This window comes from Nocardioides sp. FY1077, assembly GCF_058681775.1.
This window is the reverse complement of the sequence record NZ_JBZWDB010000002.1, coordinates 402,954-419,305: the sequence shown is the minus strand read 5'-3', so window position 1 is coordinate 419,305 and position 16,352 is coordinate 402,954. Positions and strand designations below refer to the sequence as shown.

General features: G+C 69.7%; 13 protein-coding genes. 8 read left to right on the top strand and 5 right to left on the bottom strand.

The features are described from left to right. Positions 1-118: 118 nt before the first annotated feature. On the bottom strand, positions 119-1,087 hold the full coding sequence (locus AC4OR8_RS06905; RefSeq protein WP_492164799.1) for an asparaginase: 969 nt from the start codon (positions 1,085-1,087) through the stop codon (positions 119-121). Between the two features lie 245 nt (positions 1,088-1,332). Between AC4OR8_RS06905 and AC4OR8_RS06900 the strand changes: the two genes are divergently transcribed. From AC4OR8_RS06900 to AC4OR8_RS06875, 6 genes are all read left to right on the top strand, one after another. Beyond that, on the top strand, positions 1,333-2,157 hold the full coding sequence (locus tag AC4OR8_RS06900; RefSeq protein ID WP_492164798.1) for a DUF268 domain-containing protein: 825 nt from the start codon (positions 1,333-1,335) through the stop codon (positions 2,155-2,157). 701 nt (positions 2,158-2,858) lie between these two features. Continuing rightward, positions 2,859-3,503, top strand: a complete 645-nt coding sequence (locus AC4OR8_RS06895; protein WP_492164797.1) for an SGNH/GDSL hydrolase family protein — start codon at positions 2,859-2,861, stop codon at positions 3,501-3,503. 38 nt (positions 3,504-3,541) lie between these two features. Next, positions 3,542-4,591 (top strand): acyltransferase family protein, encoded by a 1,050-nt coding sequence (locus tag AC4OR8_RS06890; protein WP_492164796.1) that lies wholly within the window; start codon positions 3,542-3,544, stop codon positions 4,589-4,591. A 385-nt stretch (positions 4,592-4,976) separates the two neighbouring features. Then, positions 4,977-6,842: an adenylyl-sulfate kinase gene (cysC, locus tag AC4OR8_RS06885; protein ID WP_492164795.1), complete on the top strand. Its 1,866-nt coding sequence runs from the start codon at positions 4,977-4,979 to the stop codon at positions 6,840-6,842. Next, a complete protein-coding gene (locus AC4OR8_RS06880) occupies positions 6,839-7,918 on the top strand; it encodes a sulfite exporter TauE/SafE family protein (protein ID WP_492164794.1) in 1,080 nt (359 codons plus the stop codon). Before cysC ends, AC4OR8_RS06880 begins: the two co-directional genes overlap by 4 nt. A 9-nt stretch (positions 7,919-7,927) precedes the next feature. Next, a complete protein-coding gene (locus tag AC4OR8_RS06875) occupies positions 7,928-8,533 on the top strand; it encodes an LbetaH domain-containing protein (RefSeq protein WP_492164793.1) in 606 nt (201 codons plus the stop codon). Here the strand turns inward: AC4OR8_RS06875 and AC4OR8_RS06870 are convergent. Continuing rightward, complete coding sequence (locus AC4OR8_RS06870; RefSeq protein WP_492164792.1) at positions 8,484-9,716, bottom strand: glycosyltransferase family 4 protein; 1,233 nt, start codon at positions 9,714-9,716, stop codon at positions 8,484-8,486. The genes AC4OR8_RS06875 and AC4OR8_RS06870 overlap by 50 nt on opposite strands. Then, positions 9,713-11,026 (bottom strand): UDP-glucose dehydrogenase family protein, encoded by a 1,314-nt coding sequence (locus tag AC4OR8_RS06865; protein ID WP_492164791.1) that lies wholly within the window; start codon positions 11,024-11,026, stop codon positions 9,713-9,715. Before AC4OR8_RS06865 ends, AC4OR8_RS06870 begins: the two co-directional genes overlap by 4 nt. A gap of 190 nt (positions 11,027-11,216) precedes the next feature. Between AC4OR8_RS06865 and cysD the strand changes: the two genes are divergently transcribed. Beyond that, a complete protein-coding gene (cysD, locus tag AC4OR8_RS06860) occupies positions 11,217-12,131 on the top strand; it encodes a sulfate adenylyltransferase subunit CysD (RefSeq protein WP_492164790.1) in 915 nt (304 codons plus the stop codon). After that, the gene (locus AC4OR8_RS06855) at positions 12,131-13,408 is read left to right on the top strand and encodes a sulfate adenylyltransferase subunit 1 (protein ID WP_492164789.1); all 1,278 of its coding nucleotides are present in this window, start codon (positions 12,131-12,133) and stop codon (positions 13,406-13,408) included. Before cysD ends, AC4OR8_RS06855 begins: the two co-directional genes overlap by 1 nt. 170 nt (positions 13,409-13,578) lie before the next feature. Here AC4OR8_RS06855 and AC4OR8_RS06850 read toward each other — a convergent pair whose 3' ends face one another. Together AC4OR8_RS06850 and gmd are read right to left on the bottom strand one after the other, a co-directional pair. After that, positions 13,579-14,553, bottom strand: a complete 975-nt coding sequence (locus AC4OR8_RS06850) for a GDP-L-fucose synthase family protein (RefSeq protein WP_492164788.1) — start codon at positions 14,551-14,553, stop codon at positions 13,579-13,581. After that, a complete protein-coding gene (gene gmd / locus AC4OR8_RS06845; protein WP_492164787.1) occupies positions 14,550-15,593 on the bottom strand; it encodes a GDP-mannose 4,6-dehydratase in 1,044 nt (347 codons plus the stop codon). Before gmd ends, AC4OR8_RS06850 begins: the two co-directional genes overlap by 4 nt. Positions 15,594-16,352: the final 759 nt, after the last annotated feature.

The following is a 16,352-nucleotide window of genomic DNA, read 5'->3' as shown; positions in this document are numbered from 1 at the left end:
GCGCTTGCAACCAGCTAGCACTGTGCAACGGCTCACACGGGCCCACAGATCCGGGGCACGAGGCCGCTTGCCGGGCTAGCAGCGCGTGCGGCGGACTCTGACGACTCGCTGCCAGCGATCAGAACGTCGCGACGATGCGTCCCACCGGCACGCCGCCACCGAGGAGCTCGAGCACGCCCGTGCGCCGCACGGCGTCGCCGTCGACGCCGGGCTCGGCGTCCACGCCGCTGCGGTGCAACGCGGCGGCCATCAGCACCGGCCGCACCCGCGGCGCGCCATCGTCGGTCTTGAGCGCAAAGGCACGGCCGTCGGGCAGCGCGACGACGTAGCAGGACTCCGCACCGGCCTTGCCGATGGCGCCGGGGATCGCCCGCAGCAGGGCGAGCTCGTCGCGGCGGGTGCCAGAGACGTGCTCGGGGAACGCGCGCACGGCCTCGGCCACCCGGCGCTGCGGCCCGTCCTCGGCCACCGCCAACGCGCGGAACGCCCGCGCCAGGCCCACCAGCGACGTCGGCAGCAGCGGCGCGCCGCACCCGTCGACCGCGATCCCGTCCACCGTCTCGCCGGTCATCCGCTCGAACGTCGCCAGCACGGCCTGTTGCAGCGGGTGGTCGTCGTGGAGGTAGGTGTCGAGGTCCCAGCCGTTGACCACGCAGGTGACGAGCATGGCGGCGTGCTTGCCCGAGCAGTTCATCAGGATCGGCGCGCGCGACCCGCCGGCGCGCACGACGGCCTCCCGCGCCTCGTCGTCGAGCGGGTAGTCGGGCGGGGTCTGCAGCAGCGCCTCGTCGAGGTCGGCGGTGGCCAGGATGCGCCGCACCGCTTCGATGTGGAACGGCTCCCCCGAGTGGGAGGCACAGGCCTGGGCCAGCAGGTCGGGCGGCAGGTCGAGCCCGGCCTCCACCATCGCCAGCGCCTGCAGCGGCTTGTTGCACGAGCGCGGCAGCACCGGGGTCGCCACCGCTCCCACCGACCAGTCCACCGACGCGTCGGTGGCCAGCGCCACCACGGAGCCGTAGTGGTGTCCCTCCGCGAAGCCGGAGCGCTGGATCTCTGCGACGACGACGGGCATATCGGGGTCAGGCATGACTGCAGGCTACCGGCGCCCCTGGCGCCAGGCTCGTATCAGATGCTCACGTCGTACTGGCTCATCGGTCCTCGCGCCTGGTCAACTACACCCCAAGGTGAACAGCCTATGTAGCAGCCGGGAGGCACTCTTGCCAGCATCGAACCGACGGTGATGTCTGTGGGGCCGCGCCCTCGGCGGGACGCCCGATACGCATACCGCCGAGATCACAGGGGCGGTCGCTTGCCCCGGTTGCCAATCCGGCCGTGCGCAACAACGCGCCCGGCGCGCGACAGGCCGTGGCAGGATCCGGAGCCATGACATTGAAGCGTTCGGTGCGCTCGCTCGGCCTTGATCCCCGCCGCACCGCAAACAGCATCAAGGGGCTGCGAACCTTCCGCGCCAACCGCCGTGACTTCGTGGCCCGCTCGAAGGACAGCGACTGGGCGCTAGGAACCGACTGGCCCTGTCTATCGGACCGGTACGACGAGGGTGGCGTGGGCACCGGGCAGTACTTTCACCAAGATCTCTACGTCGCCCAGCAGATCTTCGCCGCCGGGCCCGACCGCCACGTCGACGCAGGTTCACGCGTGGACGGTTTCGTCGCCCACGTCGCAACCTTCATGCCCGTCGAGTTCCTCGATATTCGACCGCTTCGCAGCACCGCCAGCAACATCGACTTTGCCCAGCGCGACCTGATGATCGAGGACCCAAAGTTCGACAATTACACCGACTCGCTCTCGTGCCTGCACACACTTGAGCACTTTGGCCTCGGCCGCTACGGCGACCCTATCGACCCCGACGGCCACCTCCGTGGCTGGGAAAATCTGACCAGGATGCTCCGGCCCGGCGGTACCTTCTACTTCTCGGTTCCGATCAGCTGCCGCGAGCGCGTCGAGTTCGATGCTCATCGCCTGTTCGGTATCCCCCGACTCCTCGACATGATCAGCCCGGCGTTTGAAATTCAGCGAACCGCCGCCGTTGGCGACGACAACGAGTTGCGCCGCGACCTCGACCCCCGCAGTCCCGAGGGCAGCCGTACGTTCGACATCGACTACGGGTGCGTGATTTTCACTCTCATCAAGCGGTGAACCTGCGCGACCACGTGCCCCGTCGTGGGGGGGGCGGGCCGCCCAGGCCGTGGTCAGCAATCAACCCCCGGCGCTCTCGGCTTGGGCGGCACCGTGTCACGGTGGCGCCGAACCGAGCGGGGGACGCTGCGTCTGCGCAGTGCCGGTCACCGACAGAGATGGGCGGCCGGCGCGGAGTGGGTGTGCAACACGCCAAGCAGCAAGGTGGCCCAACCCCAATCGGAGCCAGTTAACCCGTCCCTAGACCCCCGATGCGCTGCCAGTGCTTCCACTGCTAGCTCGTTCACCGCTAACCCGTCGCCCACACATGGTGAGCCATTCGTGATCGGCGGCTCATCCGCAAGCTGGCACCACCCCTACCCAAGTCCCCCGCGCTGGCGACCCTGGCGCCGGCAGTTAGCGCAGGGACGGAGCAGCCACGCTGGCTCGACGCTCGCGGGTTCAGCGCGGCGACGACGGCCGAGCTGACGCTGCTTGCACCGTTTCTGCGGACGATGACGAACAAGATTTTCCGCTCTGGTCTCGGAACTTGGGCCTGCCTGTCGTAGGCGCCGCCGGGGAGCGGTCCGCTGAGTACGGCGTCGGCGCCAGTGTTCGCTTGATTGGCTGGGCATTGGAACCACCCCCGAAAGGCGTGGCTCAGCCGAGCCCGGCTGTGGGGGCGACCGGGCGGCGTTGAGTGACGCCGTAGCATTCCGTGCATGACGCGGGCACTGCCGATCGCCGGAATTGCAGTACTAACCGCGGTGATGATCTTGGTCTGGACGGCCACACTGAATCGCGAGCCTGCAGAGCAGGCGGGTGAGGAGCTCGCCCTCGGCCCCACCAGGATCTCCGCGCTGTCGGACTCGCACATTTACAATGCTAATTCTTGGTTCCGGATCACCGTCGAAGCGGGCGCGGTACCGGGTGCAGAAGTGGGCAAGTATGCCTCCTACCCGGGCGGCAACACTGCGGCGGTGCGGGAGGGCTTATCCGCCGTGCGTGGGAGTGACGTCGTCATCGTGTCGGCCGGCACCAACGACCTACTGGGCGGCGCGACGGCCCTAGAGACGGCCGAGGCGGTCGAGCAGCTCGTCCTGGACGCGGCCGAGGGAGGCACGGAGATCGCGTTGTCGTTACTTCCGCCGTCCGACGAGCGCGGGATGGAGGTAGCGGCTGCTAACGACCTCCTAACCGCTTGGGCAGACACCGAGGGCATCACACTGCTCGACGTGTACACACCGGTCGCCGATGACGATGGGACTTGGGCCGACGGGCTTAGCGACGACGGCGTTCACGCCAACGATGACGGCGCCGAACTGATGGCCGACGCCGCGACCACCGACCTGAAGACGCTTGTGTGACCCCTCCAGCGCCGGTGCGGGCCGACTCGCTGACAGGCGTGCGTGCCTATGCAGCACTTCTAGTCTTTGCGTTCCACGTGTCCGCGGTCGGCGCGCTGAGTCCGGACTCGGACTGGAACGTGTTGAAAGCCGGGATGGTGGGGGTCTCGGCGTTCTACGTGCTCAGCGGGTTCGTGCTTACCCTGAGTTACAGACCCGGCGATTCAAGGCGCCTGTTCTACCAGCGCCGTGCAGCCCGCATCTACCCCTCCTATGTCGTGGCGTGGGCAGCTGGCGCCGTCCTCTTGCTCGCCACCGGGGCCGGTATCGCTAGCGGTGACCTATGGTCGCTCATGCTCCTGCAGTCGTGGTTCCCCAGCGATGACATCCACTACGCAGTTAACGCCGCTTTCTGGAGCCTGTCCTGCGAGGCGTTCTTCTACCTGATCTGCCCCTGGCTATTGCCGTGGGTAATCCGGCTAGAGGCCGGTTCGCGGCGGGCCGGCATGGTCGTCTGCGTGGCTGTTCCGCTGGCCGTAGCCCTCATGCTGCACCCGATCGTGGAACCGTCGGTTGGCTACTGGTTGTTGTACCTCTTCCCGCCAGTGCGTGCCTTCGAGTTCGTGATGGGAATGCTTCTTGCCGCGGAGTTCACTGCAGGCGGACGCCTCCGGCTTCCCGTCGGTGGCGCCGTGGTCTTGACCGTTGCTGCCGTGGTGGGCGCCAGCATGCTGCCACTAGCCTTCACCCCCGTGGCGGTGACCCTCGTTCCCTTCGCGGTCCTCGTCTTTGCGTGCGCGTCAGCCGACCGGCACGCTATGCAGTCACCATTCAGAGGGCCAATCATGGTCCGGCTGGGCGTCTGGTCTTACTGCTTCTATCTCGTTCACTGTTTCGCCATCGTCGTAGCTGTCGAGGCCGCCCCTCGAGTAGGCCTGTCTCTAGACCAGCGAGCAGTCTTGGTTGGCGTGATCTTGCTGTCCCTCGCCGCGTCAATCCTCGGCGCCTGGCTACTCCACAGGTTCGTCGAGGCCCCTGCAGACCGACTGTTGCGACCCGCCAGAAGAAGTGCGACGGGGCCGTTGCCGCCTGCGCTTCCCGAGGTCTAGTTCACGGCTCCGTGCTGAACCGGAAACCAGACGCCATCTGCGCGCGCCGAGTAGGACAAAGCTATGAGCGCTCGCTGCGTCAGCCTGTGGCGGTGTTGGTGGGCGCACTGACTTCTGCTGAACGACGTCAAGCGTGGAGCCATGGCGGGGATCAACTGCCGAGCTTCGAGAAGCGCAACACATTGAAGTTCATGCGAAGTCGAATGATCTACGCCGGACCAGCAGTGACTACGTGCGTCGCGTCGCGACGCCGTTGCGACTGTCCCCGGGCCTGGCAGAACGGGCCGCAGCCGAGACGTGCCATTGGGCCTGGGTGCCCAACTCGCGGAGAGTACGGCCGAGCGACTAAGCAAGGCGCCTCGCTTACTCCGCTTAGGATGGCGCGGTGCCTGACCTCCCTGCTCCCCAGCACTGCCCGGCGCCGCGCGAGCTCGACGACCTCGAGCTGCTCGCCTCCGGGGCGCTGTCGCCCCTGACCGGTTTCAACCAGCCGGGCAGCGCGGTGACGCTCTCCCTGCCCGCCGCCGTCGCCGTGGCGGCCGAGGCCGCCGGTGTCGTCGAGCTCGTCGACCCCGAGGGGCTGCCGCTGGCGCGCGCCCCGTGGCCGACCGGGCCGGTCGAGGTGCTCACCCACGCTCAGTACGGCCCGTTCCGCGACCGCTACCTCTCCCCCGCCGTCGTGCGCTCCTCCTACGCCGGCCGCACGTTCGTGCCGGTCGCGCAGCCGCTGAGCGTCGACGACCTGCACCACCTCAGCGGTCTCGGGCCCGTGGTCCTCCTCGCCCTGGTCGGCACCGGCACCGGCACGCTCTCCCCGGTGGCCCTGCTGCGCGCCACGCTGGCCGCCGCCGCCGAGCTGCCCGACGCCGCCGTGGTGGCCGTGCCGCTGGCGGCCCACGGTGACCCCGAGGCCGACCACGCGCTGGGCCACCAGGTCGTCGCCACCTACGCCGCAGGCGACCCCGTGGTGGCGCTGCCCAGCACTGCACCCGACTCCGACGCGGCGCTGCCCGACACGGTGGCGGCGATCGTGGAGCGTGACCGGCCCGAGCCGGCCGAGCAGGGCCTGGTGCTGTTCTTCACCGGCCTGTCCGGCAGCGGCAAGTCGACGCTGGCCCGCGCGCTGATGGACCGGGTGCTCGAGCAGGGCGAGCGCACCCTCACCTCGCTCGACGGCGACGTCGTCCGGCGCAACCTGTCGGCCGGCCTGTCGTTCTCCAAGGCCGACCGCGAGACCAACATCCGCCGCATCGGTTGGGTCGCCGCCGAGGTCTCCCGCCACGGCGGGGTGGCGGTGTGCAGCCCGATCGCCCCGTTCGACGAGACCCGCCAGCAGGTGCGGGCGATGGTCGACGACGCCGGCGGCGCGTTCTTCCTCGTCCACGTCGCGACGCCGCTGGAGGAGTGCGAGCGGCGCGACCGCAAGGGTCTCTACGCCAAGGCCCGGCGCGGTGAGATCCCCGAGTTCACCGGCATCTCCTCGCCCTACGAGGAGCCCACCGACGCCGACGTGCGCGTCGACACCACCGGTCGCAGCATCGACGACGCCCTCGACGACGTCGTGGGGGCCCTGCGCGAGGCCGGCTACCTCGACCTGGCTCGTACGCCCGCGGTCGGCCGCCGAGCCCGCCGCGACACCACCGCCGCCGGGGCGTCCCCCGCCGCGGCCACGCCCGTCGCCGCACCGGCCGCCGAGCCGCTGCGCGTGCTCTTCGTCTGCACCGCCAACATCTGCCGGTCCCCCTACATGCAGCTGCGCGCCACGCAGCTCGCCGACGGGGCGCCGGTGGTGTTCACCAGCGCCGGCACCCACGGCTACGTCGACCACCCGATCGACGACGTGATGTCCCAGACCCTCACCGGTCGCGGCACCTCGGACCTCGACGGGTTCCGCAGCCGCCCGCTCACCCGGGCGCTGCTGGAGGAGGCCGACGTCGTGCTCACCGCGGAGACGGCGCACCGCCAGTACGTCCTCGACGACCACCCGGGGTTGTTCCGCAAGGTCTTCACCCTCGGCCAGTTCGCGCAGGCCGTCAGCGCGACCGGCGCCGCCGACGCCACGGACGCCCCGTCGGGGCGAGAGCTGCTGGAGCAGGTCGGTGCCCGCCGGGGCTCGGCGGACGCCGGCCTCGACGTGGCCGACCCCTACCGCCGCGGTCCGGACGCGGCTGAGTCCGCTGCCGGACTCATCGACGACCTCCTGCGCGTCGTCGTCCCCGCCCTCGTCCGATCCAGGAGCATGCCCGCATGAGCGACATCATCACCATCACGGCGCTGTCGATCCTGGCGGCCGGCTTCTTCGTCGGCATCATCGTCGGCCTCACCGGCATGGGCGGTGGCGCACTGATGACCCCGGCGCTGATCTTCCTCGGTGTCGGCGGCGGCGAGGCCGCGACCATCGTGACCGCCGACCTGACGGCTGCGGCCGTCTACAAGAGCGGCGGCGCCGTGGTGCACGCCCGGGAGGGCTCACCCAACCTGAAGATGGCCGGCTGGCTCATCGTGGGGTCGGTGCCGATGGCCTTTGCCGGGCCCTACCTCGTGCACTTCCTCACCACCGACGAGGAGCAGCTCGACCGCGTGCTGAAGCTCGCCATCGGCTTCGCGCTGCTCTTCGCCGCCGCCACCTACGCGCTGCGGCTCTACGTCAACCTGCGCCGTGTGCGCTCCGGCGGCGAGACCGGCGACCCCGACCCGAAGGTGCGCCCCGTGCCGACGCTGCTGGTGGGCGCCCTGGGCGGGTTGCTCGTCGGCATCACCAGCGTGGGCTCGGGCTCGGTCATCATGATCGCGCTGCTCATGCTCTACCCCGGCCTGTCGGCCGTGAAGCTCGTCGGTACCGACCTGGTGCAGGCGGTGCCGCTCGTGCTGGCCGCGGCCATCTCCAACATCGCGATCAACGGCCTGGACTGGGGCATCGCGCTCCCGCTCATCATCGGATCCGTGCCCGGCACCCTCCTGGGCAGCAAGATCGCCCCGCGGGTGCCGCAGTCGTTCATCCGCCGGGGCATCGTCGTGGTGCTGACCATGTCGGGCGTCGCGCTGCTCGACAAGGCCGGCTGGGCGCCGCTGGGTCGCGACGAGACCCACCCGGTGCTGATCGGGGTCGTCGGCCTGGTCACCCTCATCCTGCTGCCGGTCGTGTGGGGGTTCCTGCGCAAGGAGCAGGGCCTGCCGATGTTCGGCGCCCCCACCGTCGCCGAGCTCGACTCCTGGTCCTACGGCGGCTCGCGCAGCGACCGCACCGCCGAGCGAGACGCCCGGGCAGCCCGGGCCCCCACGGCCCCGCCGGTGGACTCTCCCGACACCCCCGAGCAGCGCCGCTAGCGTGACGCCGTGAGCGAGCAGCGCGACGTCCCCGTCATCGACCTGTCGAAGGCCCCGGGCTCCCGCGAGTCGTGGGACCGTCCGTTCTGGGTGGTCCTCGCCTGGGCCGTCGCCGAGCGGCTGCTGGTCACCAACGGCCTCCAGCTGAGCTCGGGCGTGCGGGTGCGGGTGCTCCGCGCGTTCGGCGCGCAGATCGGCGACGGCGTGGTGACGCGCCCGGGTCTCAAGGTGCGCTTCCCGTGGAAGCTGACCGTCGGCGACCGGTGCTGGATCGGTGAGGACGTCTGGCTGCACAACCAGGACCAGCTCGTCATCGGCGACGACGTCGTGGTCTCGCAGGACACCTTCGTCACCACCGGCACCCACGCGTTCCGCCGTGACATGGCCCTGCTCACCCGTCCCGTGCAGATCGACGACGGGGTGTGGGTGACCTCGCGCTGCATGGTGCTCGGGGGCGCCCACCTCGGCCGGTCGGCGCTCATCCTGCCCGGCACCGTGGTGCGCGGCGCCGTGCCGGCCAACGCCGTGTTCGGCAGCCCCGAGGCCGCCGTGGTCGGCGAGCGGTTCAGCGACCCCGACGCAGCAGGTCGGCAGCCCACGCCCGGTAGGCCGTGAACGCCGCCTCCTCCGAGAGGCGCTCGCGGGCGTAGGCCGCCCCCCGGCGTCCGGTGGCCGCGGGGTCGTCGAGCGCGCGCAACCGCTCCAGGCCGTCGAGCAGCAGCTGCGGCTCGCCCGACGGCACCACCAGCCCGGCGCCGCTGGCGGCGATCTCGACGGCGGCCGCGCTGTCGGGGTCGGTCACGGCGAGCACCGGCCGCGCCGCGGCGAAGTACGACGTCAGCTTGCTCGGCGCACACATCTCCTTCAGCCCCGGGCGCTCGTGGAGCAGCAGCACGTCGGCGGCCGCGAGCACGTCGGCGAAGCGGTCGCCGTCGACCGGGTCGAGGAACTCCAGGCACGCGACGCCCGCGGCCTCCGCCTCCAGCGACTGGCGCATCGCGCCGGCGCCCATCAGCACCACCCGCGGCGGGCGGGGCAGCGAGTCGGCCAGCCGCGCCGCACGCACGACGTGGTCGAGACCCTGCTTGGCGCCCATGTTGCCGGCGTGCACCACCACGTGGTCGTCGTCGGCCCAGCCGAGGGCCCGCCGCGTCACGCTTCGGTCGGCCGTCGGCTCGCCGACGTGGGTCCAGTTCGGGATCACGGTGAGGCGGTCCGCCTCGACGCCGCAGTCCTCGGCGATGACCCGGGCCATCCGCTCGTGGATGGACACCACGCCGGTCGCCGAGCACAGGATCCGCGCCTCGAGCGCGGGCACGGCGCGTCCTAGACGTCCGCCGAGCAGCCCCAGCTCGCTGGTGGCCTTGCCGTAGAGGTCCTGCACCACCACCCCGACGGGCACCCCCCAGCGGCGTGCGCGGCGGAGGACCGGCGCGGCGGGCAGCAGGGCCGGGGTGACGGCCACGACCAGGTCCGGCCTCGTCGCGCGCGCGGTCGCGACCCGGCCGGCGAACGACACCTCGCTGACGATGCGCGAGACGCCGGTGGGGTCGCCCGGCACGTAGTGGCGCAACCGGGTCACGTCGATGCCGTCGATGCGCTCCGAGGAGCGCCAGCCGCCGTACCCGTCGTGCACCTCCCACTCGGGGTAGTGCGGCAGGGCGGTCAGCACCTCCACGTCGAAGTCGTGGGCGAGGGCGCGGGCCGTGCCGTGGGTGTACGGCGCGATGCCGGTCTCCTCCGGGGCGTAGTTCAGCCCCACCACGAGGGCGCGCGGTCGCCTGCCGGCCCCGGTCACGGACGCCCGAGGGCGCGGTAGGTCCAGCCGGCGGCCCGCCAGGCCTGCGGGTCGAGGCAGTTGCGTCCGTCGATGACCCGGGCGGTGGCGACCTTGGCCAACAGCTCCGCGGGGTCGATCGCGACGTACTCCGGCCACTCCGTGAGCACCATCACGACCTCGGCGCCGGCCACGGTCTCGTCGACGGTTAGGGCGAACGCCAGGTCGGGCCACTTCTTCTGGGCGTTGTCGATGGCCTGGGGGTCGGTGACGGTGACGTGGGCGCCCTGCAGCTGCATCTGCGCAGCGATGCTGAGGGCGGGTGAGTCACGCACGTCGTCGCTGTCGGGCTTGAACGCCGCGCCCAGCACGGCGATGCGGCGGCCCACGATCGAGCCGCCGAGCTCCTCGCGCGCCAGGTCGACCATCCGCACCCGGCGGCGCATGTTGATGGAGTCGACCTCGCGCAGGAAGGTGAGCGCCTGGTCGACGCCGAGCTCGCCGGCGCGCGCCATGAAGGCGCGGATGTCCTTGGGCAGGCAGCCCCCGCCGAAGCCGATGCCGGCGTTGAGGAAGCGCCGCCCGATGCGGGCGTCGTGGCCGATCGCGTCGGCGAGCAGGGTCACGTCGGCGCCCGTGGCCTCGCACAGCTCGGCCATGGCGTTGATGAACGAGATCTTGGTGGCCAGGAACGAGTTGGCCGCGACCTTGACGAGCTGGGCGGTGGCGAGGTCGGCCTCGATCTTGGGGGTGCCCTCCCCCAGGGCCGCGGCGTACACCTCGTCGAGGCGCGTCGCGGCCGCGCGGGCCTGGTCGGTGTCGGGCAGGCCGTAGACGAACCGGTCGGGGTGGAGCGTGTCCTCGACGGCGAAGCCCTCCCGCAGGAACTCGGGGTTCCACAGCAGCTCGGCCTGCGGCTCCGCGGCGTGCACGCGCTCGGCAAGGTCCTCGGCGGTGCCGACGGGAACGGTCGACTTGCCGACCACGACGTCACCGGGGCGCAGCAGCGGCAGGATCGCGTCGATCGCGGAGTGCACGTAGCGCATGTCGGCCGCGAACTCACCGGCCTTCTGCGGGGTGCCGACACAGACGAAGTGCACGGCCGCGCCAGCGGCGCGCGAGGCGTCGGTGGTGAACTCCAGCCGCCCAGTGGCCACCCCCTCGGTGAGCAGCTCGGGCAGCCCCGGCTCGAAGAAGGGGGCCTCCCCCCGCGCGAGGGCGGCGACGTGCTCGGGCACGACGTCCACGCCGACGACCTCGTGGCCGAGCTTGGTCATGCAGGCGGCGTGGACGGCACCGAGGTAGCCGCAGCCGAAGACGGAGATGCGCACGCCGGGAGTCTAGGGACGATCGGTACCGTCGAGTCACCTGTTCACCGTCTCGACGCAGGGTGAACACCGGTGCGTCGCCGCCCGACCAGGCCACGCGGCCTGGGACACTGGGGCCTCGTCCGGTTTCGAGGGCCCGCCGCCGGCGGGGCTACGATGCAGGCTGCTGTCCCGAGGAGAGGTCCCCTTTCGCATGCCCGAAACGCACGCCGACTACCGGCTGAGCCAGCTCGACCAGCTCGAGGCGGAGTCGATCCACATCTTCCGTGAGGTCGCCGCGGAGTTCGAGAAGCCCGTCCTGATGTTCTCGGGCGGCAAGGACTCCATCGTGATGCTCCGCCTCGCCGAGAAGGCCTTCTACCCGGCGAAGATCCCGTTCCCCGTGCTGCAGGTCGACACCGGGCTCGACTTCCCCGAGGTGCTCTCCACCCGTGACTCCTGGGCTGACCGCCTGGGTCTGCGCCTCATCGTCGCCTCCGTCGACCAGGCCATCGCCGACGGCGTCGTCGTCGACGACGGCAAGACGAGCCGCAACCGGCTCCAGATCGGCACCCTGCTGAACGCCCTCGAGGAGGGCCAGTTCACCGCCGCCTTCGGTGGCGGGCGTCGGGACGAGGAGAAGGCCCGCGCCAAGGAGCGCGTCTACTCCCACCGCGACGAGTTCGGCCAGTGGGACCCGAAGATGCAGCGCCCCGAGCTGTGGAGCCTCTACAACGGCCGCCTGCACGCCGGCGAGCACATGCGCATCTTCCCGATCTCGAACTGGACCGAGCTCGACATCTGGGACTACATCGGCCGCGAGGGCATCGAGATCCCCTCGATCTACTACTCCCACCAGCGCCGCGTCTTCGAGCGCGACGGGATGCTGCTCTCCGAGAGCGAGCGCAACCCGCTGCGCGAGGGCGAGAGCGTCACCGAGCGCACCGTCCGCTTCCGCACCGTGGGCGACCTCAGCCAGACCGGCTGCGTGGAGTCCGACGCCGACACCATCGAGAAGATCATCGAGGAGGTCGCGGTCGCCCGGGTCACCGAGCGGGGCGCCACCCGCGGTGACGACCGCTTCTCCGAGGCCGCCATGGAAGACCGCAAGAAGGAGGGCTACTTCTGATGGCCACCGACACCCCGACCACCAACATGGACCTCCTGCGCTTCGCCACGGCGGGCTCCGTCGACGACGGCAAGTCCACGCTCATCGGCCGCCTGCTGCTCGACTCCAAGTCGATCTTCGAGGACCAGCTGGAGGCCGTCGAGGCCACCAGCCAGTCCAAGGGCTACGACTACACCGACCTGGCGCTGCTGACCGACGGGCTGCGCTCCGAGCGCGAGCAGGGCATCACCATCGACGTGGCCTACCGCTACTTCGCGACGCCCAACCGCAAGTTCATCATCGCCGACACCCCGGGCCACGTGCAGTACACCCGCAACATGGTCACCGGCGCCTCCACCGCCGACCTCGGCCTGGTGCTCGTCGACGCCCGCCAGGGCCTCACCGAGCAGTCGCGCCGTCACGCGGTGATCCTGTCGCTGCTCCGGGTGCCCCACCTGGTGCTGGCGGTGAACAAGATGGACCTCGTCGACTTCTCCCAGGAGGTCTACGAGAAGATCCACGCCGAGTTCACCCAGTTCGCCACCAAGCTGAACATCCCCGACCTCGAGGTCATCCCGATCTCGGCGCTGGCCGGCGACAACGTCGTCAATCGCTCCGAGAACATGGACTGGTACTCCGGTCCGACGCTCATGCACCACCTCGAGCACGTGCACGTCGCCTCCGACCGCGACCTGATCGACGCGCGCTTCCCGGTGCAGTACGTCGTGCGCCCGAAGTCCGACGAGCACCACGACTACCGCGGCTACGGCGGCCAGGTCGCCGGCGGGATCCTGAAGCCCGGCGACGAGGTCGTCGTGCTGCCCAGCGGCATGACCTCGAAGATCGCCGGCATCGACCTCTTCGACCAAGAGGTCACCGAGGCGTTTCCGCCCATGTCGGTGACCATCCGCCTCGAGGACGACGTCGACGTGTCGCGCGGCGACATGATCGCCCGGGTGAACAACGCCCCGCAGCCCAGCCAGGACCTCGACGCGATGGTCTGCTGGATGACCAACGCGCCGCTGAAGCCGCGCCAGAAGCTGGCCATCAAGCACACCACCCGCTCTGCACGGGCCCTGGTCAAGGACATCCAGTACCGCCTGGACGTCAACACGCTGCACCGCGACCAGGAGACCAAGGAGCTCGGGGTCAACGAGATCGGTCGCGTGCAGCTGCGCACCACGGTGCCGCTGCTGTGCGACCCGTACTCGAAAAACCGCACCACCGGCTCGTTCATCCTCATCGACGAGGCCACCGGCATCACCGTCGGCGCCGGCATGATCAACAACGCCGGCTGACAGCGACACACAGAAGGGCCCGGCGGACACTGTCCGCCGGGCCCTTCTGCGTGGTGCTGGTCGTTGGTCGAGAACGAGCGCTCCTCGTTCGTCGAGCAGCGAGCGCTCCTCGTTGGTCGAGTAGCGAGCGCCAGCGAGCGCCAGCGAGCGTATCGAGACCCCGCCAGAGCTCACCCGGCCTCGCGCAGGCTCCCCACGTGCTCGCGGTACCACGCCACCGTCGACTCGATCCCCTCGCGCAGGCCGATTCCGGCCTCCCAGCCGAGGTCACGCAGCTTGGACACGTCGAGCAGCTTCTGCGGCGTGCCGTCGGGCTTGGTCGTGTCCCACTCGGTCCGGCCCTGGAAGCCGACCACGTCGGCGATGACGCCCGCGATCTCCTTGATGGTGGTGTCCTTGCCCGTCCCGACGTTCACCTGGTCGGGGCCGTCGTAGTGCTCGAGCAGGTGCAGGCAGGCCGCGGCCATGTCGTCGACGTGCAGGAACTCGCGGCGAGGGGTGCCGGTCCCCCAGTTCGTCACCGACTCCGCACCCGAGGACGCCGCCTCGTCGTACCGTCGGATCAACGCCGGCAGCACGTGCGAGCCGGTGGGCGAGAAGTTGTCTCCCGGGCCGTAGAGGTTGGTGGGCATGGCCGAGATCCACGGACGTCCGTACTGCCGCCGTACCGCCTGCACCCCCAGGATGCCGGCGATCTTGGCGATCGCGTAGGCGTCGTTGGTGGGCTCGAGGTGTCCGGTCAGCAGCGTGTCCTCCCGGATCGGCTGCGGGGCCATCTTCGGGTAGATGCAGGACGAGCCGAGGAAGAGCAGCCGCTCGGTGCCGAACTCCAGGGCGGCGTCCATGACGTTGGTCTGGATGCGGAGGTTCTCGGAGAGGAAGTCGACCGGGTAGGTGTTGTTGGCGAGGATTCCGCCGACCTTCGCCGCAGCGAGCACGACGTAGCGAGGGCGCACCTGGGAGAAGAAGTCGAACACGTCGGCCCGCTCCCGCAGGTCGAGCTCGCTGGACCTGCGACCGACGAGCTGCTCGAAGCCGCGTGCCTCCATCTGTCGCCAGATGGCGCCACCGACCAGGCCGCGGTGGCCTGCGACGTACGTCGTCGCCGACGGGTCGAGGGGCCCGGCCGCCGGCGCCGCGCTCATCGAGCGTCTCGCAGCACGGGCCAGCCCGGGAGCGTCACCTGGTCGAACCAGGCGGTGCCCTCGTTCTTCAGCAGCTCGATGTCGGCGTCGACCATGATGCGGGCCAGCTCGTCGGTCTGCACGGTGGCCTTCCACCCGAGGTCCCTCTCGGCCTTGCTGGCGTCGCCGACCAGTGCGTCGACCTCGGTGGGACGCAGGTAGCGCTGGTCGAACTTGACGTGCTTCTCCCAGTCGAGCCCGGCACGCTCGAAGGCGGTGACCACGAAGTCCTTGACGCTGAAGTTGCCACCGGTGGCGAGCACGTAGTCGTCAGGGGTGTCGACCTGCAGCATCCGCCACATCCCCTCGACGTACTCCGGGGCGTAACCCCAGTCGCGGATCGCGTCGAGGTTGCCGAGGTAGACGTGCTGATCGAGCCCGGCCTGGATGCGGGCCACGGCGCGGGTGATCTTGCGGGTCACGAAGGTCTCGCCCCGACGCGGCGACTCGTGGTTGAAGAGGATGCCGTTCACCGCGAACATGCCGTAGCCCTCGCGGTAGTTGCGGGTGACCCAGTAGGCGTACACCTTGGCTGCGCCGTAAGGCGAGCGCGGGTAGAACAGCGTGTCCTCGTTCTGGGGGGGCGGGCTGGCGCCGAACATCTCGGAACTGGAAGCCTGGTAGTAGCGGCACTGGACACCAGCCATGCGCACCGCCTCCAGCAGCCGCATAGCACCGATGCCAGTGGTGTCGCCAGTGTGCTCGGGCTCGTCGAAGCTGACGCGCACGTGTGACTGCGCTGCGAGGTTGTACACCTCGTCGGGGTTGATCTCCGCAATCAGGGTGACCAACCGTGCCCCGTCGGACAAGTCGCCGTAGTGGAGGAACAACTTGGCCTCGGGGTCGTGCGGATCCTGATAGAGGTGGTCAATCCTCGCCGTGTTGAAGGTCGATGCGCGGCGGATCAGTCCGTGCACCTCATAGCCTTTGCCGAGCAGCAGTTCGGCCAGGTACGACCCGTCCTGACCAGTGATGCCAGTTATCAATGCACGCTTACTCACTGCTTCTCCATCTGCACATAGGGGCACACCATCAACGGTAGGCTACCCACCTCATCACCCCCGCGCACTGAGAGCTGGACAGCTGTTGTGACCACTCGCCCCGCCACTAGTATGAAGTCACCCACCGTTCTGCAACTCAACGTGCGTCTCAGCGAAGGCGGTGCTGCTCAAGTAGCCCGCACTCTCCACCGGTCGCTTCCCGACCACGGATTCCGAAGCGACTTCAGTTACGGATATGGCCCCCACGGACTTACCTCGCCGCTGGAGCGCGGATTGGACGCATCGCGGGTCACCTCCCGTGGCGAGGCGGCCGCAAACCGGGCGGCCTATCTCGTTCACGGCCGCGACATCTTGCCGCGACCTCAGAGTGCCACATTTCGAAAGCTAGCCTCCCAAATCGAGGCGGCACACGTTGTTCATTTGCACGTGGCTCATAGTTACTGGCTACCCTATGGCCCCCTGTTCGACCTACTGACGGCAGCCCATAAGCCTATTGTTTGGACGCTGCACGACCAGTGGATCCTAACGGGTCGATGCGCGCAGCCGAAAGGTTGCCGGCGATGGACACACGGTTGTGCACCGTGTCCCGATCTTGCCGCTTACCCCCCAGCAATAGTAGACAATTCTCGTCCAGAGTGGTCGCGCAAGCGGGCGGCTTTAGAACAACTCAGGCGGGCCGCTCCGATCACATTGGTCTCATGCGCCAATTGGCTCGCTGACGACGTCAATACTGCCGGATTGGGTCCCGCGAGAGTTATT

Coding starts and splice junctions, on each gene's coding strand:
- AC4OR8_RS06905 (WP_492164799.1), bottom strand. CDS start 1,087: ATGCCTGACCCCGATATGCCCGTCGTCGTCGCAGAGATCCAGCGCTCC.
- AC4OR8_RS06895 (WP_492164797.1), top strand. CDS start 2,859: ATGACGCGGGCACTGCCGATCGCCGGAATTGCAGTACTAACCGCGGTG.
- AC4OR8_RS06880 (WP_492164794.1), top strand. CDS start 6,839: ATGAGCGACATCATCACCATCACGGCGCTGTCGATCCTGGCGGCCGGC.
- cysD (WP_492164790.1), top strand. CDS start 11,217: ATGCCCGAAACGCACGCCGACTACCGGCTGAGCCAGCTCGACCAGCTC.
- AC4OR8_RS06855 (WP_492164789.1), top strand. CDS start 12,131: ATGGCCACCGACACCCCGACCACCAACATGGACCTCCTGCGCTTCGCC.
- AC4OR8_RS06850 (WP_492164788.1), bottom strand. CDS start 14,553: ATGAGCGCGGCGCCGGCGGCCGGGCCCCTCGACCCGTCGGCGACGACG.